Source organism: Fusibacter tunisiensis, assembly GCF_016908355.1.
Lineage (GTDB): Bacteria > Bacillota > Clostridia > Peptostreptococcales > Acidaminobacteraceae > Fusibacter_D > Fusibacter_D tunisiensis.
The window spans coordinates 87,424-108,948 of the sequence record NZ_JAFBDT010000006.1 but is presented as its reverse complement, the minus strand read 5'-3'; the positions used below and the strand labels follow the sequence as shown (position 1 = coordinate 108,948).

Here is a 21,525-nt window from a genome sequence, read left to right as displayed (position 1 = left end):
CTTTTGATATGACAAATCCAGTAATCAAAAATGCTGGTTATATCTTGGTACACACACCAGATATGATCTTGCATAATGGCACAACAGCTACGGTTGAAAAGGCATCAAATCCGAATTCAGAGTATATCAGCCATTTATCAGAGTCGTTTAGGCGTTATGAAGAGGTAGTGAATTATGCGCCAAATCAGGTCTTTATCGGAAATCAAAAACCTGAGACACTTATTGATTTAGAAATGCCTTGGCATACTCAAAAAGTAAGTGGCGAACGTTATGGACGCTTTGGTGAAATTATGCCTCAAGAAGAATTTATTGCTATGATCAAAATGGCAGACGCTTTTGATTTGGTACGACTTACAGATGATTTTACTGCAATGGTTAAGGAAAAACTCTCAGAAAGTTCTTATTTTACCGAGTCAGAGATTGAATTGCTTAAAGAAGGTGACTCTAAAGATGTGATCATAGACATTTTGAATGACCATCATGGAGAAGGTATTTTTCATAAGGGTACGCTTGTTGGTTGCGTTAAAAGAGCTCATGATTTAGACACAAACCTAAATGCACACGTGATGCTTGAAAACCTTGTTGTCAAGGCATCTGGTGTTTTGGCTGTTAAACATTTGATGCGACAAACTGAAGTCGCACCAGAAGCAATTGAATATGTGATTGAGTGCTCAGAAGAGGCTTGCGGAGACATGAATCAACGTGGTGGTGGTAACTTTGCAAAATCTATTGCTGAAGCAATGAACTTTGTAAATGCAACAGGTTCTGATACAAGAGGTTTTTGTGCCGGCCCGACACATGCACTTATTAATGCAGCGGCACTTGTTAAATCCGGCGTCTATAAAAATGTCGTGGTTGTTGGCGGTGGCGCTACTGCAAAGTTAGGAATGAACGGTAAAGACCACGTTAAAAAGGGCATGCCAATTTTAGAGGATTGTTTGGGTGGATTTGCAGTTTTGGTTTCAGAAGATGATGGCATATCACCTGTTATAAATACAAATCTTATTGGACGACACACTGTTGGAACGGGTTCTTCACCTCAGGCTGTTATTACGTCACTTATAACACAACCTCTTGATAAGGGAGGCTTAAAAATAACGGATGTTGATAAGTACAGCGTAGAGATGCAAAATCCAGATATCACAAAACCTGCTGGTGCTGGTGATGTTCCTGAATCTAATTATAAGATGATTGCAGCACTTGGCGTAAAACGAGGGGAACTCGAAAAATCACAGTTAATGGATTTTGTTAAAACCCATGGTATGCCTGGATTTGCACCAACACAAGGCCATATTCCATCTGGAGTGCCTTATATTGGATTTGCCGTTGATGCCATTAAAGCAGGGACACTTAATAGAGTTATGATTGTGGGAAAAGGCAGTTTGTTCTTAGCGCGAATGACCAATCAATTTGATGGCGTTTCTTTTGTGATTGAGGCCAATTCTGGAATTAGCGCTTGTGCTGAAGATTCAGGTTATGATGAAAAAGAAGTTAAGAAGTTAATTGCTGAGGCAATGCGAAAATTGGCAGAAAGCCTGACCGAATAGAAAGGGGGGCTTAGGGTGTCTATTAATAAGGTAATTAGTGAAACATTTCTTGAAATTGCCAGTGCACTTGAAACGGGCAAATTTGGTAAAAAAAGATCGGTTGGATTGACAGTTTTAGGAAGTGAGCACGGAACAGATACACTCATCAAAGGTGCAAAGGAAGCACTTAGAATGGACCCAGATTTAGAAATTATATTAATTGGGCCATCTAATGAGAGTGGGATTGAGACCATAGTTGCAGAGACTGAAGATGACGCGCATAGGGCAATGGAAGAAGCGCTTGATTCAGGAAAGATTCAAGCGGCTGTCACCATGCATTATAATTTCCCAATTGGCGTTTCAACTGTTGGTAGAGTGATTGCACCAGGTACAGGTAGAGAAATATTTCTTGCAACGACCACTGGAACTTCAGCTTTAAATCGTGTTGAAGCAATGGTGAAAAATGCAGTGTATGGGATCATTGCAGCTCAGGCGTGTGGTATTGAAAAGCCAACGGTTGGAATTCTCAATGTTGATGGTGCCAGAACTGTCGAAAAGATTTTAATGGCTCTACAAAGTAAGGGGTTCCCAATTCGTTTTGGTGAATCTGTGAGGCGTGATGGGGGTTGTGTGCTTAGGGGCAACGACCTGCTTCAAGGCACTGTTGATGTGGTTGTAACAGATACTTTAACGGGAAATATTCTAATGAAAACACTATCGGCATTTACCAGTGGTGGCAGTTATGAAAGTGTTGGCTATGGGTATGGCCCTGGGATAGGTGAAGGGTATCACCGCAATATACTTATTCTTTCTAGAGCTTCTGGCGTTCCAGTTGTGAAAGGGGCACTAAAATACGCAGATGACTTGATAAGAAATAATATGAAAGAAATATCAGATGATATTTTTGAAAAGTTGAACCGTATTAGGTGGAAACAATTAATAGAAGAAACATTAGGGAAAAATGTTTCTAAAGAGACGTCAAGCGAGAGTGTTGCGCCTGAAAAAGTTGTTGTAACTGGTACAATAGCCGGTATTGATATTATGGAGTTAGAGGACGCTGTTAATGCGCTTTGGCGAAAGGGTATCTATGCAGAGAGCGGTATGGGCTGTACCGGTCCAATTGTAATGGTGCCGGAGTCAAAATTGAAAGTGTGTGTTGACATTCTATCTGAAGCTGGATTTTCTGGATCAAGTGGCGATATTTGTTAGAAAAAAGCTGATACAAGACCTTATGATGGGTTTGTATCAGCTTTTTTTACAAAAGTTATTGACATATGTTTAATAGAGTGTATAATCAAAGTATAAATAACATATGTTCAATACTAGAGTTTGAAAGGAGACAATTATGCCACGTAGAGATGGATTAGGTCCAATGGGACAGGGAGCAATGACAGGTAGAGGTTTAGGAACATGCGGAAAGGGAACTGGTGTAACAGGCTATGGGTTAGGCTCAGGCAGAGGTTTTGGCTGTTTTAGAGGTTTTGGAAGGGGGAACCGTCGAGGTCTATCAAGATGGAACGCGGGGTTTTCGGATCAGGAACTTTTGGAAGAGGAAAAAATCTTATTGAAAAATAGATTGGCTGAAATCGAAAATGCGCTTAACACAACAGAAAATAAATAAAAACTTAAATCTCTATTAAAAAAGATTGGGAATGACCTTCATTCCCAATTTTTTTTGTATAATAAAAGAAAAATACATAGGAGGCATTATGATTCGTATTAAGGGCTTGAAAAAAACATTTAAATTATCAAGCAAGCAAATGAAATCAAATAAAGAAAAAACAAAGTATAAGCATGCGGTTAATGGGATTGATTTTGAAGTGAAAGACAACGAAATTTTTGGACTTCTAGGACCAAATGGTGCTGGAAAAACCACAACTTTAAGGTGTCTTGCAACACTAATTCAACCAAGTGAAGGTCAGATAAACGTAAATGGGTATGATGCTGCAACGGAAGGTGAGGCTGTTCGTAAAGAATTAGCATTTCTCACAAATGAACTGAAAATGGATGCGCATTTTAGTCCAGATTACACCGCTCGGTTTTTTGGAAGACTGCATGGGTTGACGGAAAAAAAGATAGAAGAACGGGTGAGACATTTATTTGACGTTTTTGGGATAACCCCTTATCAGTTTACAAAAATAGGAGACTTGTCTACAGGTATGAAACAAAAACTGGCCATTGCAGTAAGTCTTGTCCATGACCCAAATGTTATTATTTTTGATGAACCAACAAATGGATTGGATATTATTACAGCAAAAACAGTAACGGACTATCTTGGGAATTTGAAGGCACAAGGAAAAACAGTTGTGGTTTCCACACATATGATGCATGTTGCTGAAAAACTATGTGATCGGGTGGCTATTATTATGGATGGTCGAATTAAGACGGTTGGAACACTAGCAGAAATATGTCAAATCACAGGAACAGACAATTTAGATGATGCTTTTTTTAAGTTGTATGAAGAAACTTATGGAGACCAAGTATAGGAGGCTGACAATGTGGCATGCATTATGGATTATTACAAAAAAAGAATTAAGACGGGTTTTTACAGATCGAAGGCTAGTTCTGACGAGTTTTGTTTTACCAATGGTTAGTATTGCATTAATCTACTCCCTAATGGGCCTTATGATTGGAAGAACTCAAGAAGATATTGAATCGCATGAGTCAAAGATTATTGGCAGTCATATTCCGGCTGGCGTTCTGACGTTAATCGAAGAAGATGCGACGATGACACTGGTACTTGAAACGGATGATTATGAATGGGCGCAGGCAAAGATTTTAGAAGGCGAATATGAGTATTATCTCGTATTCCCAGAAAATTATGAAACAATGCTAACGTCATTTGAAAATGGAGACCTGCCTATGATTGAAGCCTATTATTCACCGAAAAGTGACTACTCTATAGAAAGCAATTATAAAATGGGCGCTCTTTTAGAAGCATATAGGCAAATGATTTTAGCAGAAAGATTTGGAGATGCATCTTACCTAGAAGTTTTTAATTTGGATGTCCAGACGGTAAATATTCCAGATGCGAATAAGGGGATTGATCGAGGAATCGCAAATATTATTCCAATGCTGGTTTCTATTTTTATATTTGCAGGTGCCATGGGAATTGGTATGGACTCTATTGCGGGTGAAAAAGAGAGAGGTACTATTGCGTCAATGCTTTTGACGCCTGTTGATAGAGGCGTAATCATTGGTGGGAAAATTTTGAGTTTGATGTGTGTTGCACTTATATCCATGGTTTCTTCTTTTGTAGGTGTTTTGTTATCGATCCCTTTCTCCGCTAAATTTTTATCCGTTAGTGGTGAGTTTGACTTGTCACAAATGGCATTTGGCAGTGGGGATTTTGTGCTTTTCTTTGTCAGTATGATTGGTCTTGTCGGGGTTTATGTGACGCTGATTTCCGTCCTTTCTATGATGGCAAATACGGTTAAAGAAGCAGGTGCATACATAACACCGGCTTACATGGGGGTTATGATTGCAGGTTTTATGACGATGTTTGGTTCTGGCGATGTGAGTTCAACGAGCTATTACATTCCAATTTACAATAACATTGTCAATATGCATCAAGTTCTCTTGGGCAATGGAAAGTGGGGGTACGCACTTATTTCACTGGCGACATCTTTGATATTAACTTTGGCTTTAGTCTTTTTATCAAGACATTTGATGCACAGGGAAAAAGTTATGTTTCCATCGTAATTGGGTATAAAACTGAAAAACACATAGACAAGGGGAAATATAGACATGAAAAGATGGTCTTTAATAGGAATTGCTGTTATTATGAGTATGGTGTTGTTTTCAGCCTGTTCATCCAGTGGAAGATCTGATGGGCCTTTAGACCCGGATCGTCCAATTACGGTGTCGGTATGGCACTACTATAATGGCAATATAAAGGACAAATTTGATGCTCTGGTTACCGAATTTAATGAAGGAAGGGGTGTTGAGTTGGGAATTGTAGTAGACGCTCAAAGTCAAGGCGATGTTGGGCAACTTGCTACTGCTGTGTTTGAATCTGCAACAAAATCTATTGGCTCTCAACCAATGCCTGATATTTTTGCGGCTTATCCAGACAATGCTTTTCGGATTCATGATGTTGTGGATTTGGTCCATTTGAAAACATATTTTACAGATGAAGAACTGGGTGCATATAGGGCAGAGTTTTTGGAAGAGGGACGATTCCTTACGGATGGTCAATATTATATCTTGCCAATAGCCAAATCCTCAGAAAATTTGTATGTCAATGGCACATTTTGGCAAGACTTTTCTCGGGTGCATGGGTTTTCAAATGCTGATCTTGGAACTTGGGAAGGATTGGCACGTGTGGCAGAAACGTATTACTTAGAAACTGGAAAAGGGTTTTTCGGCATAGATGCCAATGCCAATTATATGCTTCAAGCAGGTATGCAATTGGGGAACGAAATTTTTGAGTTTAGTAAGGATGGAACGGCAACATTTTCCATGAATCGTGAAACCGCTTTACAAATTTGGACCTATTATTACACCCCTTATATCAAAGGTCATTTTGTTAAGACTGGACGTTTTAGCTCAGATGATGCAAAAACTGGAACGGTTATGGCCTATACAGGTTCTACTGCAGGAGCTTCCTATGTTCCAACTGAAGTAACTTTCAGTGAAACTCAAATTGAAGATTTTGGTCCGTTAGTTTTGCCGTACCCAGTATTTGAAAAGGGTGCTCTTTTTGCGATGCAACAAGGAGCAGGCATGTGTATTACCAAAAGTGATGAAGCACATGAATATGCAGCAGCAGAGTTTTTAAAATGGTTTACAGAGAATGATCAAAATATTGAATTTTCCATTTCAACGGGCTATTTTCCTGTTAAAAATAGTGCCCTCAATGAATCAGAGCTATTAAAGGCCGCTGAGCAGGCACAAGTATCTAATCCTGCAATTGTATCTTCAATAAAGTCTTCACTGATTATGTTTGATACTTATACGCTGTACAACAATCCACCTTTTGAGGGCAGTTATGAAATCAGAAATCTACTGGAAACCCACTTGTTTGATAAAGTTGTCTCAGATTTGGAAGAGTTGGCACTTAAAGTGGCTGGAGGGGCCAATCGTGACACCGTTATTGAGGCATTAACATCTGAAACGGCTTTTGAAGTTTGGTATGAAGATCTTAAAAAAGAAGCACAGTTAGTTCTGAACCCATAATTTGAAAGGTTAATTATGAAAAATCAAAGTAAGTCGATTGCTTTTAGATTAACGACATTCATTATAGGTGTCATCTTATTGCAGGCTCTTCTGATGGCAGGTTCTTTAATGGGCGGTGGCGTTCTAAAGCAAGCAAAAGAAAATGCGTTTAAGTCTCTTTCAAGTGTCGTTTCCAGTCGACGCAATTTTTTAGAACTGGAGATGCGAAACCGATGGACTAATATTGATACCTTTGCCGTTCAGATTTCTGAACTTGTTGGGGATTTATCACCTGAAGATACCTTGAATTTTGATATGTCGAGTTTATCCGATGACTTGATTGCTATGCTAAGAACATCCAAGGCAACAGGTGCATACGTTATATTAACAGGGACAGGAGAACATGGTCAACCGGCGCTTTATTTTAGAGACTATGATCCTGTAATGACATCTTACAGCAATAATGATTTGTATATGATTATGGGCTCTTCTGAAGTGGCACGAGACTTAAAAATTCCACTAGATCAAAGTTGGCGGTTTATGTTTGAGCCAGATCTTACAAAACATGAGTTTTATTTTAAACCATATAACAATTCATCTTTGTCAAATAACACGTCACTTTTGGGCTATTGGTCAAAACCATTTAAACTTTTTGAAAATGATATGGAAATTATGACGTATTCCATGCCACTTCTAAATTCAGATAATGAACCAATTGGAATTGTTGGAATCGAATTGACACTTAACTATTTGACGCAGTTTTTGCCGGCGACAGACTTACAAGCGAAGGACTCGCTCGGGTATATGATTGTGCGCAAAGATCAAGAAATTGGCGCCTTGATGCCTGTTTTTAGTGGTGGTGCCCTTCAAAAAAGATTAATTGATGTGTCTAAACCACTGGAACTTTTATCTGTCGCTGAAAGTTATAATGTTTCTAAAGTTTCCAATGTGGTGACGGATGAGAAGGTATTTGCTTCTATTGATCGTTTGAACTTGTATGCTTACAATACACCATTTGAAAATGAGACGTGGTATTTGATTGGCCTCATGCGAGAAAGCGATTTGTTTTCATATGTAAATAGAATTCAGAACATTTTATGGTTGTCATTAGGTCTCGCTGTAGTGGTTGGTATTATTGGTGGTATCTTTTTTAGTTATCGATTTTCTAAACCTATCATTTCACTTTCAAAGGAAGTGGCAGCCGCGCCAGCAAACTTAAAAATTAAAATGACAGAAACAGGCATATTAGAGGTAGATGATCTTGCTAGGGCAATGGAGAAAGCCAACAACAATATGATTGATTCTGCGTCCAGATTGTCTCGTGTTATTGATATGTTTGAGGTGCCTATAGGTGCTTTTGAAATGAAACCCGATTCTGATTTGGTGTACGTAACGCCGCTTTTGTCATCCCTTTTGGAAATAGAGCAAACACTGGACGGCTATATTGGGAAAAAAGAATTTCTCGAACATTTAAGCACGGTAATGGCTGAGTTTGAGACAGAAGATTCTGGAACTTATCGTATTAACCCTGGAAAAGACAAATGGGTAAAAATTCGTACAACAAGGACAGATGCATCCATTATAGGTGTTGTTATGGATGTAACCGAAGATGTTCTTGAAAAAAATCAGATTAAAAAGGATCGTGATTTAGACCCTTTGACAAAGTTGTTAAATCGAAAAGCCTTTCAAATTAGGTATGAAAAATGGTTTGGCACTAGAAAGCCAGATACGGTTGCAGCGCTTTTAATGTTTGACTTGGACCATTTAAAGCGTGTAAACGATACGTATGGCCACAAATGGGGTGACGGTTATATCTTAAAAGCTGTTGACTTGATAAAATCTCTAGGCAATGCGGAGAATGTAGTGGTTGGAAGACGGTCGGGCGATGAATTTGTAGTCCTAATGCGGAATTATAAAGAAAAAACAGCAATTGTAAATGCACTTGAGGGGCTTTTTGAAAGCATGAAACTTTCGACTTTGATTTACGAAGATGGGACAAATATTCAAATTTCAATGTCTTGTGGAATTTGTTATTTAGATCAAACGGACTTATCCTATGAAGATTATCTTCAACACGCAGATGATGCTCTATACAAAGCGAAACACAATGGAAAAGGTGGTTGGTCACAAGCTCAAATTTAAAAAAATGCAGAAAACAAGTTGCTTGTTTTCTGCATTTTAAGTGGTGCAGGCGTTAAAATTTGATACGGATTTCATCTAAAGCCATTCTAGGAGAGGGCTTTTCTTTTGCCTTATAAGTGTCAGACAAGTTTTCTTTAGAACCATAATAGCCAAGTGCAATAAGGGCAATAATGGTGAAATCATCTGGAACGTTAAATGCTTCTCGAATGGTTTCCACATTGAATCCACCCATGGCATGGGTTATAAGTCCTCTTCGTTGAGCCTCTAATTGAAGATATCCCCATGAAGTTCCTGCGTCAAATAAGTGCCAGCGGTTATCCTTTTCGCCTCTTGTAAATTGTTTTTTGGAAAGAATAACCATGAGAACGGGAGCATTTGGCGCCCACTCTTTATTGCCTGGTGTCATGCTTGATATGATTTGTGCCCGTTCATTTGGGGTTTCAGCAATAATAAAACGCCAAGGTTGTTCGTTAAAACAAGAAGGGGCATATCGAGCGGCTTCTAAAATGGCATTAAGCTCTGTTTCGGGTACTTTTTTATTTGGATTAAAAGCCCGTGGCGACCAGTGTGTTTTTATTTCAGTCATAACATCATAATCAAAGTTTCTGTTTTCCATTTGTAACCTCCTGTTTATTTATGTGTAATTCATATACCCAAAGTTATAGGGAACCAAAACATATCAGGATGCTTTTGTTGTGTTTAGACCCTAAAAAGAGTAAAATGTAGACAGAAAAAACCTCGATGTTATTCAAACATCGAGATTAGAGGAAGGGTTAGAGAGGAATTATCATATGGATGAAAATCTCATACCCTTATTTTATAAATCTAACCACTAAAATACAAAATGGAGACTGATAATTTGAAACTTTATATGCCTAAATATGCCCTTGATTTTCAGTGTATTGCCGATAAATGTGAGGATAGCTGTTGCAAGGGCTGGTCCGTTGATTTGGATATTGAAACATACAAACACTATCAAAAGATTGAAGATGGCCCTTTGAAAAAAATTGTTGCGGAAAATATCTATTTGAATCCAGAGTGTGTAGACCAATCTGTGGATTATGCCAAAGTCACTTTAACGCCCAAGAAACGTTGTCCTTTTCTCTCAAAAGAAAATTTGTGTAACATTCAAGCTCAATATGGTGAAGACTTGTTATCCAATGTATGTGCAACTTATCCAAGAATTTATAATCGGGTTAATGGAAAAATTGAATTGTCTATGTCTACATCCTGTCCTGAAGTTATGCGGCTTATTTTACAGGACCAAGATAGCCTCAATGAAGTTGAAGTTGACGTCGATGACTTTCCCAAAATTATAACTTATGATTTGGAGAAATATCCAGAAATACGAGAAAAAGTTTTTTGGCTAATGACAAGGAACATGCCTGTAGAAACAAAACTTGCTGAAATCGGGCGTTTGTTAGCCGATTATTTGGATTTAGAAGCACCTGTATTTGAAATTTATAAGACCCAAGCGCTTCATTCCAAGATGAAACCATTTGTTTTTGCAAAAACCATTGTGGATCAAATGCGGCCATATGATTCTGAAGCCTACATGCAATCTGCTGAGATGTCAAAAAAAATAACGGACGCTGGAATTGAACGGTTTAATGATTTTGAAACTGATTTTCAATTTGCAGTGACACAGTTTTTCTTGAATTATTTTCGCAGGACTCTATTTCCTTACACAGAAGTTGAAAGTATGTTTGATGCTTATCGACTTTTGGTTGTTCGGTTTTTGATAATTAGAACTCAGACAGTGGGCGCTTTTTCAGCGGGTCTGACTATGAACTTAGAGACTTTTGGCCGGTATCTTCAAACTTTTTCAAAAGTATTTGATCACCATCATACCTTCTCGTATGAGGTGTTAAAAATGTTAGATCACAGCAATGTTACAACAGTCATTGAACTGGAAAATTTACTTTTTGCTAAAGGAAGGTGGGCTTAGTTATATGATTCGTACAGGTGTGTGGTTTTTATTTTTTTGGATTTATTTGTTGGGGACACTCCCCAAACTTGTGCTGGTGAATAAAAGAAAAGACGCTGGTGAAATTGCAGATCAAATTGCCCGAAAATGGTCGGGTAATCTTTTGCGATTGGCTGGCGCAGATGTAGAGGTTGTGGGAGAAGCGAATGTTCCCTTAGACCAATCTGTTGTTTTTGTAAGCAATCATCAAAGTAATTTTGACATCCCACTTATGATTGCTAAAGTTCCGGGAACAAAGGGCTTTGTCGCCAAAGTAGAAACGCTGAAAATACCTATCGTACGGACATGGATGCGGCATATGAAATGCGTTTTTATAGACCGTACTGACATACGCCAGCAGGTACGCACAATTATTGAAGGTGTACAAAACATAAAATCAGGCCAGTCAATGGTCGTTTTTCCCGAAGGCACAAGAAGTCCGGATGGTAGTCTTGGTGAGTTTAAGGCCGGAAGTTTAAAACTTGCAACCAAATCAGGGGCTTCGGTTGTTCCTGTTGCAATTATAAATTCAAGGGGATTGATGCCGAAAGGCGCGTGGAAGATTAAACCTGCGAAAGTGAAAATGATCATTGGCACCCCTATTGAAATCTCAGAAACCCATGTTAAAGAGACAGTTGCCTTGTCAAATTTAGTTAAAGAAAGGATACAGGAGGCGTTTGAAAAATATGAAACGATTAATTGAGAATTTGAGTATTGTTACGATGGAAAAATCAGATCAACCAGTGATAACAGGGTCAATAGCGATAGAGAATGATGTCTTGGTTGGTGTTGGAAGTGTTCCAGATGGATTTGAGCCAGATGAGATTATAAATGGTAGTGGACAATTGGCATTGCCAGGCCTTATAAATGCACATACGCACATGGCCATGTCACTTTTGCGAAATTATGCGGATGATATGCCACTTATGTCTTGGTTAAGTGATAAAATTTGGCCTGTTGAAGCGGGACTTACGCCAAATGATGTTTATTTGGGGACGATGTTGTCCATTGCTGAAATGATCCGCACGGGATGTACAACTTTTAATGACATGTATTTTGAAATGGAAGAAGTTGCAAAAGCTGTTGAACAGTCAGGTGTTAGAGCGACTTTGGGTCGTGGAATGATTGGAAATGACCGAGAGGGCTTGGAAAAACTTGCAAACACAAGGACACTTTTTAAAGACTGGCATGGAAAAGCAGATGGACGTATTCGCGTTTCCGTTGCACCACATGCACCCTATACGTGTTCTGATGGCTTTATTTTAAAATCTATTGACTTGGCTAAAGAACTTGGAACAGAAATTCACATTCATCTTTCAGAAAGTATAGATGAAGTCAGTGAATCGCTTGAAAAATATAAAATGACACCTATTCAAAAAATGGAACAGCTGGGAATGTTCAAACTTAAAACAAATGCAGCCCATTGTGTGCATTTGTATGATCAGGATTTTGAAATTTTAAAAGCACATGATGTCAGTGTTTTATATAACCCAAGCAGCAATATGAAACTTGGGAATGGATTTGCAAGTATCAAGCGAATGCTTGATCAAGGCATAAACGTAGCGCTTGGAACGGATGGAGCGTCCTCTAATAACAATATAAATATGTTTGAAGAGATGCATTTGTGTGCTTTAGTGAATAAGGGCATCACAGGTGATCCAACAGCACTTCCAGCATATAAGGCTTTGGAAATTGCCACCATTAATGGTGCAAAGGCACTTGGAATAGATGATCTGACAGGGTCTTTAAAAATCGGAAAAAAAGCAGACTTGATTTTAATGGATTTAAATAAGCCCCATCTTTGTCCACAATATGACCTTATTGCAATGCTTGTGTATTCTGCTGCTGCAAGTGATGTTAAGAGTGTAATGGTGGATGGTCGTTTTTTGATGCGGGATTATGTGATTGAAACATTTGATGAAAAAAACATTATGGAAAGCGCCAATAAAGCGGCACATGCGCTTATTAACAGAACTCAAAAAGGTTGAGAATGGAGGTTTAGATGCATACTTTTAAAGCAATTGAATTTTCAAAGAATCAGCTAACGCTTATTGATCAAAGAGCATTGCCATTAGAAGAGACATACCTAACGTGTAAAACTTTGGAGGATGTGACTTTCGCCATAAAAGATATGGTTGTAAGAGGTGCTCCGGCGATTGGGGCAACAGCGGCCTATGGAATGGTTATAGGTGCTGTTCAAAACTCTGATATGACTTTAGATGCGCTTCGAGAACATATGGATAAAATTAAAGTGGCACTAGATCAGTCTAGGCCAACTGCTGTTAATCTTCAATGGGCAACTGAGCGAATGGTGAAACATGGCCAGCAATATAAAGGCAATCAACTCTCTGAATTTATTGAATTTTTAAAGGGTGAAGCAGATGCAATTTATTATGAGGACGCTGAGTTTTGTAAGGCAATTGGAGAACACGGAAACACCTTAATTGAATCAAACGATGTGATTTTAACACATTGTAATACGGGCGCCTTAGCGACTGTTGCTTATGGAACAGCTTTGGGCGTAATCCGTGAAGCCCATAAAACCGGAAAAAACATATCTGTATATGCAGATGAAACGCGACCAAGACAACAAGGGGCTAAACTTACAGCATGGGAGCTAATGAAAGAAGAGATTCCGGCGACTTTAATTGTTGACAGCGCCGCAGCAACCTTGATACGAGATGGTAAAATCAATAAAATTATTGTGGGTGCAGATCGGATTGCATCCAATGGAGATACAGCAAATAAAATCGGTACTTTTATGCTATCGGTTATTGCCAAACAGTATGATGTGCCTTTTTATGTGGCAGCACCAACCTCAACCATAGACTATGAAATTCAAAATGGTGATGCAATTGAAATTGAACTTAGGTCAGAAGATGAAGTCACGCTTATTGGTGAGGAAAGGATTGCACCGAAAGGTATAGCGGTTTACAACCCGGCATTTGATGTGACACCTTGTGAAAATATTACCGCCATAGTGACAGAACGTGGCGTTGTATATCCGCCATTTGGAAAAAATTTAAAGAGAATCAGACCAGAGGAGTGATGGATGAGAAAAGCAATTATTGGTGGCACTGGTGTTTATCAGTTGGAAGAAGCGCGTGAAACGCAAACAATATTAACGGCTTTTGGATCTGTTTCATATGACATAATGTCCATAGAGGGACAAGAAATTGTTTTTTTAGCAAGACATGGATCAAAGCATGCGCTGCCACCACATAAAATAAATTATAGGGCCAACATGATGGCGTTAAAAATGCTTGAAGTAGATGAAATACTAGCGACATGTGCTGTTGGATCGATGAATGATGCCTTTGCACCTGGAGACATCGTTGTGATACGTGATTTTATTGACTTCACAAAAAATAGGCCCCAAAGTTTTTATGAAGGGGATGACACTAAAGTTGTGCATGTTGAAATGACAGATCCTTATTGTTCAAATTTAAGAAGTCGTTTTTTGCAGCGGGCGGGCATGCTTGAAATCATGGTCCAAGGTGAGGCGGTTTACGTGTGTACAGAAGGACCGCGGTTTGAAACGGCTTCAGAAATTAGAATGTACCGCCAGTTAGGTGGTGATGTTGTTGGGATGACCAATGTTCCAGAAGTAGTTTTGGCCAAAGAATTGGGAATGTGCTATGCAGCTGTAGGGATAATAACCAATTGGTGTACCGGTATAGAAGGCAATAGTATTGAAGGCCATCAAATTGACCAAAGCATGGCGCTCAGGAAAAATCAAGTGACAAAAGCATTTGTGGATGTACTTACAAATGACCCTCTTGAAAAATCATGCGCTTGTAGTCGTTCATTAATTGTTTTGTAAAAGGAGTATAAGATATGTCGCTGAAACATCAAATTGCAAGGAAAGAAATTATTGAAGCTGGACGTCAAATTTTAGAATCTGCTTTAGTTATTGGAACTTGGGGGAATATTAGCGTTAGAGTACCCGAAGATGAACTGATTGCGATTACACCAAGTGGTGTAGACTACAATCGATTAATTCCTGAAAACATTCCGATAATGGACTTTGAAGGCAACCTAATAGATGGGAACATGACGCCTTCTATTGAACTTGCCATGCATCTTGAAATATATAAAAATAGACCTGACATTAACGCAATCGTGCATACGCATTCAACTTACTGTACTGCAATGGCAATTGCGCGCCAACCGATTCCAGCGGCTTGTGAAGATTTGATTCAAATCGTAGGTGGTGCGGTGCGTGTAGCAGAATATAAGTTGCCCGGAACATTGGAATTAGGCAAAGCAGCCGTTTTAGCTCTAGAAGATCGAAACGCAGTTTTGCTGGCAAATCATGGTTTGTTGGCGGCGGGTAAAGATTTGAAAGAAACCCTTAAAATTGCCCACATTTGCGAAAAGTCTGCACATGCCACATTATTGGCTGCAAATATTGGCGGTGCTGTCTCCTTGTCAAAAGAAGATTGTGCCATCATGCGTGACTTTTACTTGAACAAATATGGACAAAGGTGAGAATATGAAGGATCAGTTGAAAGAATTTAGATTTGAAACGAAAGCAATTCATAGTGGCAGTCATCCCAATCATGCTTTAAATCCACCTATTTTTCAAACCTCTACATTTACCTTTGACAGCATTGCACATGCTTCAGCAGTTATGAATTTTGAGAGTTCGGATTATGTGTACACACGGGGGAACAACCCCACTTTAAGAGTGCTGGAAGAAAAAATGGCTGAACTTGAAAATGGTGTGGGGGCGGTTGCTTTTGCTTCTGGCATGGCAGCTGTAAGTTCAGTACTTTTGTCTTTATTGGCACCAGGAGAGTGTGTACTGCATCATAATGTTCTTTATGGATCGGCGTATTCATTTGTCACAAAATTTTTGGAAAAGTATAAAATTGACGCTAAAGGAATTGATTTTACTGACATAAGTGTGCTGGAAAACAAGATTCATACCCTTCGGCCCAAAGTGATTTATTTTGAAACACCTGCTAATCCAAATTTAGATATTATTGATTTGGAGTCTGTTGCTTACTTGGCAAAATCAGTGGGGGCAAAAGTGGTTGTAGACAATACTTTTTCTTCACCGTATCTGCAAAGACCGCTAACCTTGGGAGCAGATGTGGTACTCCATAGTGCCACTAAATATTTAGGGGGTCATGGTGATGTGGTTGCAGGAATTGCAGTGGCCCGAGATATGGATTATATCAATTCACTCAAATTTGAGTACATGTGTGAATTAGGTGGTGCAATGAGTCCTTTTAATGCCTGGCTGATTTTAAGAGGTCTCAAGACACTTGCGGTTCGCATGGACCGGCACTGTGAAAATGCTATGCGTCTTGCGGCGTATCTTGATAAACATCCAAGCATTTCTCATGTAATGTATCCTGGACTTGATACGCATAAGAACCATGAAGTTGCAAAAAAACAAATGGCACAGTTTGGCGGCATCGTGAGTTTTGAAATTAAAGGATCACATGAAGCCGCAATAGAGGTGATTAACCGGTTCAAACTTGCAAAGATTGCAGTGAGTTTAGGTGACACTGAAACACTTGTGCAGCTTCCTGCGGCGATGACGCATATTGGGTACAGCGACTCTGAACTAAAGGCCATTGGGCTGTCTAAGTCTCTCATTAGAATTTCAGTTGGCTTAGAGTCTATTGATGATATTTTAGAGGATGTGGCGCAAGCACTTAATATTACAAACTTATGACAAGTTAAAAAAAAGCATTGCGCAAGTGAAAACTATCCGCTAAAATAATTTTAGATGAGTTAAAAAATTTAAAGAAGGAGGTTATAAACATGAACACACTAACAAATCAAATCATTACAATTCAAAATGCAGTGACTTTTGGAATCAAAGGGATACTTGTGTCCAAAAATCAAATTAGCATGTTTATGACCTGCGGATGTCTTTAGAGACGCTTTAACAGATAAATGTTAAATGACCACAGGCCATGACGCCTGTGGTTTTTTATGTGCAGAATTTTTCGGAATATTCATAGAATTTCGAAAATAACTTTGTCTAAAACCACGCTTGCGTGGTTTTTTTTATAAATAGAATTTACCAAGAAGGGGGTAGTTCAAAATGAAAAATGTAATTAAGTACATGAAAGGATATCGTCTGGTTTTTGGATTAGCGATTCTTTCAATCGTCGCAGCAACTGTTATGCAACTGGCAACACCCATTTTGATTCAATATACGATTGACTCTATTATTGGGACGGAGCCTGCAGGGGATCTCCAATTTTTAATGGATCGATTTGGTCGAAACATCATGAGTATTGTGGGGTTGGTTCTGGGGATAGCACTGATTCGTGCGGTATTTTTGTTCCTAAAAGGGTATTTTTCAAGCTATGCAGCAGAAAACATTGCTCAGAATTTGAGAGACAAACTTTATAAGCAAATTCAGTACATGTCTTATGAATACCATACCAAAAGAGAAACTGGAGATTTGATTCAACGGTGTACATCTGATGTTGAGACCATACGAAGGTTTCTAGGTGTACAAATTGTAGATCTAGGACGAATTTTATTGATGGTAACGCTTTCAGTTATTATTATGGTCAGAATGAGTCCTAAATTAACAGTTTATGCAGTTTTAATGATTCCGGTGTTGTTTGCTTTTTCATTTATTTTCTTCACAAAAGTTCAGAAGAACTTTAAGAAAGCAGATGAAGCAGAGGCTCAGATGACGACAGTTATACAGGAAAATTTATCAGGTGTTCGCGTGGTGCGCGCATTTGGCCGCGAAAAATATGAAATTGATAAATTTGAAACTGTCAATCACGGCTACAAAGAAAAGGTCTATAAGCTTATTGAAATACTGGCAGGATTTTGGTCTTCATCAGATTTTTTGACTCTGGTCCAAAGTGGTATTGTACTTGTTGTAGGCGCTCGGATGGTTATTACAGGTGAAATCACAATAGGAATTCTTGTTGCATTTATCACTTACGAATCCATGCTTTTGTGGCCGGTTAAGCAGTTGGGTCGACTTCTAAGTGAGTTTGGGAAGACAACAGTTTCTATCAACAGGATTGAGGAAATTCTTTCTGAACCTATTGAGCAGGTTATGCCTTATGAAACCAGACCAGAAATTAAGGGTGAAATCATTTTTGAGCACGTGAATTTTAGTTACCCAGATGGAAAGCAAGTGCTCAAAGATATTAATTTTAAAATTGAACCAGGAGAGACATTGGGAATATTGGGATCTACAGGTTCTGGCAAGTCAACATTGGTACACTTGTTGCAACGTTTGTACGAGTACGAGGGCACAATTAAGATTGACGGGCAAGAACTTAAGACGATTGAAAAACAATGGACTCGTCAAAAAATTGGTCTGGTTCTTCAAGAACCGTATTTATATGCCAAAACTGTTAAACAAAATATTGGCATTCTTAGAAATGATTTTGAGGAGGCTGAGATTTACGAGGCAGCAAAAACAGCTTCAATCCATGACAATATTTTAACGTTCAGAGATGGATACGAGACTGTTATTGGTGAAAAGGGCGTGTCTCTTTCAGGAGGTCAAAAGCAACGCGTTGCAATCTCAAGAACAATAATTGATTCAGACAAACGTATTTTAGTTTTTGATGATTCGCTCAGTGCTGTTGATACCGAAACAGATATGAAAATTAGAAAAGCGCTTAAAAAACGGAGTAAGGATGTAACGACTTTGATTATTAGTCATAGGATATCCACCTTGGCTGAAGCAGACACAATTATTGTCCTGGACCAAGGGCGTATTATTCAAAAGGGATCTCATGAAGCTTTGTTGGAAGAAGAAGGTTTATACAAACGCATCTGGGATTTGCAGAAAATGGTGGTCTAATAGGGACCGGGAGGAACACATGGAAGAAAAAAACAAAGAAATGAAGCTTAAATACGATAAAAACATATGGAAAGAAATGTTCCTTTACTTAAAAGGGTTCAAGAAAGATTTTTATAGACTTTGTGCATTTATGATTTCGCTGGCAGTTTTGGACGTTACGTTTCCCTTGCTGACACAATATGCCATTGATCATTTTGTTGTTCCTAGAGATTTAGAGGGACTCTGGCGTGTTGCTGTGGCGTATTTTGGGATGACCCTACTAATGGGCGGGATTGTATTCTTTTTCATCCGCCTTGCGGGAAAAATTGAAACCAGTATCGTCTATAAGATGCGAAAAGATGCTTTTGAGAAATTGCAAAAGTTATCGTTTAGTTATTATGACAAAAATGCAGTGGGATGGATGATTGCAAGAACCACATCAGACACGACAAAAATTTCTGAGACTTTAGCATGGGGCGTGGTTGATCTTGTTTGGGGCCTGGCGATGATGCTGTTTATTTCCATCGTCATGTTAATCGTCAATTGGAAACTCGCGCTTGTAACATTGATTACTGTGCCATTATTGGCCGTAATCAGTGTGTTGTTTGAAAAAAAGATGCTAGTGGCTTATCGAAATGTTCGTAAAATCAATTCTAAGATTACGGGTCTTTTTAACGACGGCATAGTTGGCGCAAAAACAACAAAAACTTTGGTGCGTGAAGAATTAAATCGGGATGAGTTTGGCCTAGTAACGCATGATATGAAGCGGACATCTATACGTGCGGCCCTATTTTCAGCAGGGTATTTACCGGTTGCTTTATTTATATCGGCACTGGGGATGGTTTTAACCTTGTACTTTGGAAGTATCTTTATCTTAAACACGAGCATCACATATGGGACATTGGTACTCTTCATCACATACGCACGGCAGTTTTTCGATCCTGTTTTGGAATTGGCTAGGATATATACAGAAATGATTAGTGCACAAGCGGCAGCTGAGCGGGTTATGTCATTGATTAATGAACAAGAAGAAATTGTTGAATCCAGTGCAGTGCTTCAAAAATATGGCGATCATTATACACAACGCATTGAAAATTGGGAAAAAATCCAAGGAAATGTAACCTTTAATCATGTTGGTTTCTACTACAAAGAAGGCGAATACATCTTAAAGGATTTCAATCTAGATGTTAAAAAAGGACAGACAGTGGCCTTGGTCGGTGAGACGGGATCAGGTAAGAGCACAATTGTCAATTTGGCATGTCGTTTTTACGAACCAACAGAAGGTGAAATTTTAATTGATGGCAAAGAGTACAGGTCAAGATCTCAAAGCTGGCTTCATGCTAACATTGGATATGTTCTACAAGCCCCACACCTTTTTAGTGGGACGATTAAAGAAAACATCCGATATGGGAAATTAGATGCAACAGATTCAGAAATTGTGGAAGCCGCTAAGACCGTCAATGCCCATGATTTTATTATGAAATTGGAAAAGGGATATGACACAGAAGTTGGCGAAGGCGGAGGCCTCTTATCTACGGGTGAAAAACAATTAATTTCATTTGCACGTGCCATTATCTCAAAGCCAGCGTTGTTCTTTCTGGATGAGGCGACTTCGTCAATTGACACAGAGACTGAAGCTAAAATTCAGCAAGCAATTGACCGTGTTCTTAAAAATAGAACAAGTTTTATTGTGGCGCATAGACTCTCTACAATCCGAAATGCAGATGTGATTTTAGTGATCGATAAGGGTGTTATTATTGAGTCCGGCAATCATGCTGAACTGATGGCGCTTAAAGGGCATTATTATGAACTTTATACCACTCAATTTGTCGAGGAAGGCGAGATGGATCTTTTGAATCAAAATACCCAGACGTCTCTTCAAAGTGCTTAGATTTGAATTTGGTTAAAGAGCTGTTAGAATGTTTGTATTCGACTTGTAACCCATTGAATTTTGTCGTATGATTAAAAAAAAGATGGGAGGCAAAATAATGGCAGGAAAAAAATATGTAAAATAGAAAAAGAAGAAAAACTTGCCGGTGTCTGTGCGGGGTTGGCATATTACTTTAACATTGATGTCACTTTGGTGCGTTTGATATGGGCGCTAGCAGTTATATTTGGTGTTGGATCACCCATTTTAATCTATATTGTTTTGGCAATTGTTTTACCAAACTGTGACCCGGATGAAGTTGAGTTTGAAGAAGTTCATGAGGAAGAATATGATCCTTATGATGATTCTGACAGGTATGAGTGATTTAAGGCGCATCTGCAACCGTCTAACGGTTTGTAGGTGCGTTTTTTTGCATTTTAAGGTATAATAAAAATAAAAAACGGAGTCTTTCATGTTTGATTATATAAAAGGGAAATTGATTCATGTGGATTTAGACAGCATAGTTGTGGAGAATCAGGGAATTGGGTTTAAAGTATTTACATCTGCACCGTCTATATCTGATTTTAGTGTGCCTGGAGAAGAAGTTATTTTATTTACAGAAATGATTGTTAGGGAAGATCTGATTATGCTTGTTGGGTTTTCAACACGAGAAGAACTTAGAATGTTTCATTTGTTGACATCTGTAAGTGGTGTTGGAACAAAAGTTGCGATGGGCATCTTATCGTCCTTGCCCTATGGCCATTTGGCAGCTAGTATTGCGTCAAAAGATATTAAAAGTTTGACCTCTGCACAAGGCGTTGGTAAGAAAACTGCGGAGCGTATTGTCCTTGAGTTAAAAGATAAAGTAGGAGGATTTGCTGGTTTTGAAAACCCTCAGCCCCTCTCTCCTGAAAGGGTTGGCAAAGCCACCAGTCAGAGTGATGCACTTGAAGCACTGTTGACACTTGGCTATACACGGAGCGAAGCGCAGGGGGTCCTTAAAAATATGGATCTTGAAGATATGACAGTAGAACAAGTGATAAAGGCAGCTTTGTTAAAGATGATGAACAGTTAAGGCATT

At 38.8% G+C, this 21,525-nt stretch carries 19 protein-coding genes; 18 read left to right on the top strand and 1 reads right to left on the bottom strand.

Annotated features, from left to right (window positions below; translation table 11 throughout):
- The first annotated feature begins 8 nt into the window (after positions 1-8).
- The 7 genes from grdC to JOC49_RS05785 all read left to right on the top strand — a co-directional run bounded on the left by grdC (position 9) and on the right by JOC49_RS05785 (position 8,825).
- Positions 9-1,547, top strand: a complete 1,539-nt coding sequence (grdC, locus tag JOC49_RS05815; RefSeq protein ID WP_204663343.1) for a glycine/sarcosine/betaine reductase complex component C subunit beta — start codon at positions 9-11, stop codon at positions 1,545-1,547.
- Positions 1,548-1,562: 15 nt separating this feature from the next.
- Positions 1,563-2,735, top strand: a complete 1,173-nt coding sequence (gene grdD, locus JOC49_RS05810; protein ID WP_204663341.1) for a glycine/sarcosine/betaine reductase complex component C subunit alpha — start codon at positions 1,563-1,565, stop codon at positions 2,733-2,735.
- Positions 2,736-2,871: 136 nt separating this feature from the next.
- Positions 2,872-3,147 carry a DUF5320 domain-containing protein gene (locus tag JOC49_RS05805; protein ID WP_204663339.1) on the top strand — a complete coding sequence of 92 codons (276 nt, stop codon included), beginning with the start codon at positions 2,872-2,874 and terminating at the stop codon, positions 3,145-3,147.
- A gap of 88 nt (positions 3,148-3,235) precedes the next feature.
- Positions 3,236-4,012: an ABC transporter ATP-binding protein gene (locus JOC49_RS05800; RefSeq protein ID WP_204663337.1), complete on the top strand. Its 777-nt coding sequence runs from the start codon at positions 3,236-3,238 to the stop codon at positions 4,010-4,012.
- Between the two features lie 10 nt (positions 4,013-4,022).
- Complete coding sequence (locus JOC49_RS05795) at positions 4,023-5,228, top strand: ABC transporter permease (protein ID WP_204663336.1); 1,206 nt, start codon at positions 4,023-4,025, stop codon at positions 5,226-5,228.
- A 45-nt stretch (positions 5,229-5,273) separates the two neighbouring features.
- Complete coding sequence (locus JOC49_RS05790) at positions 5,274-6,704, top strand: extracellular solute-binding protein (protein ID WP_204663334.1); 1,431 nt, start codon at positions 5,274-5,276, stop codon at positions 6,702-6,704.
- A 15-nt stretch (positions 6,705-6,719) separates the two neighbouring features.
- Entirely contained in the window at positions 6,720-8,825 is a 2,106-nt protein-coding gene (locus JOC49_RS05785; protein WP_204663332.1) for a sensor domain-containing diguanylate cyclase, read from the top strand.
- Positions 8,826-8,877: 52 nt separating this feature from the next.
- Here the strand turns inward: JOC49_RS05785 and JOC49_RS05780 are convergent, their stop codons facing one another.
- Complete coding sequence (locus JOC49_RS05780) at positions 8,878-9,441, bottom strand: nitroreductase family protein (protein ID WP_204663331.1); 564 nt, start codon at positions 9,439-9,441, stop codon at positions 8,878-8,880.
- 243 nt (positions 9,442-9,684) lie between these two features.
- On the opposite strand from JOC49_RS05780, the gene fliB reads away from it, so the two are divergent.
- The 11 genes from fliB to ruvA all read left to right on the top strand — a co-directional run bounded on the left by fliB (position 9,685) and on the right by ruvA (position 21,519).
- Positions 9,685-10,773 carry a flagellin lysine-N-methylase gene (fliB, locus tag JOC49_RS05775; protein ID WP_204663329.1) on the top strand — a complete coding sequence of 363 codons (1,089 nt, stop codon included), beginning with the start codon at positions 9,685-9,687 and terminating at the stop codon, positions 10,771-10,773.
- Positions 10,774-10,777: 4 nt separating this feature from the next.
- Entirely contained in the window at positions 10,778-11,494 is a 717-nt protein-coding gene (locus JOC49_RS05770) for a lysophospholipid acyltransferase family protein (RefSeq protein WP_204663327.1), read from the top strand.
- Positions 11,478-12,779, top strand: coding sequence for an amidohydrolase (locus tag JOC49_RS05765; protein WP_204663325.1), 1,302 nt, complete (start codon positions 11,478-11,480; stop codon positions 12,777-12,779). Before JOC49_RS05770 ends, JOC49_RS05765 begins: the two co-directional genes overlap by 17 nt.
- Positions 12,780-12,793: 14 nt before the next feature.
- A complete protein-coding gene (mtnA, locus tag JOC49_RS05760) occupies positions 12,794-13,840 on the top strand; it encodes an S-methyl-5-thioribose-1-phosphate isomerase (RefSeq protein WP_204663323.1) in 1,047 nt (348 codons plus the stop codon).
- Positions 13,841-13,843: 3 nt separating this feature from the next.
- Positions 13,844-14,614, top strand: a complete 771-nt coding sequence (locus JOC49_RS05755) for an S-methyl-5'-thioinosine phosphorylase (protein WP_204663321.1) — start codon at positions 13,844-13,846, stop codon at positions 14,612-14,614.
- A gap of 14 nt (positions 14,615-14,628) precedes the next feature.
- Entirely contained in the window at positions 14,629-15,282 is a 654-nt protein-coding gene (locus JOC49_RS05750) for a class II aldolase/adducin family protein (RefSeq protein WP_204663319.1), read from the top strand.
- 4 nt (positions 15,283-15,286) lie between these two features.
- Positions 15,287-16,480 (top strand): trans-sulfuration enzyme family protein, encoded by a 1,194-nt coding sequence (locus JOC49_RS05745; protein ID WP_204663317.1) that lies wholly within the window; start codon positions 15,287-15,289, stop codon positions 16,478-16,480.
- Positions 16,481-16,855: 375 nt separating this feature from the next.
- On the top strand, positions 16,856-18,598 hold the full coding sequence (locus tag JOC49_RS05740; RefSeq protein WP_204663315.1) for an ABC transporter ATP-binding protein: 1,743 nt from the start codon (positions 16,856-16,858) through the stop codon (positions 18,596-18,598).
- Between the two features lie 19 nt (positions 18,599-18,617).
- A complete protein-coding gene (locus tag JOC49_RS05735) occupies positions 18,618-20,468 on the top strand; it encodes an ABC transporter ATP-binding protein (RefSeq protein ID WP_204663313.1) in 1,851 nt (616 codons plus the stop codon).
- A 111-nt stretch (positions 20,469-20,579) separates the two neighbouring features.
- A complete protein-coding gene (locus tag JOC49_RS05730) occupies positions 20,580-20,828 on the top strand; it encodes a PspC domain-containing protein (protein WP_204663403.1) in 249 nt (82 codons plus the stop codon).
- An 88-nt stretch (positions 20,829-20,916) separates the two neighbouring features.
- Complete coding sequence (gene ruvA / locus JOC49_RS05725; protein ID WP_204663311.1) at positions 20,917-21,519, top strand: Holliday junction branch migration protein RuvA; 603 nt, start codon at positions 20,917-20,919, stop codon at positions 21,517-21,519.
- Positions 21,520-21,525: the final 6 nt, after the last annotated feature.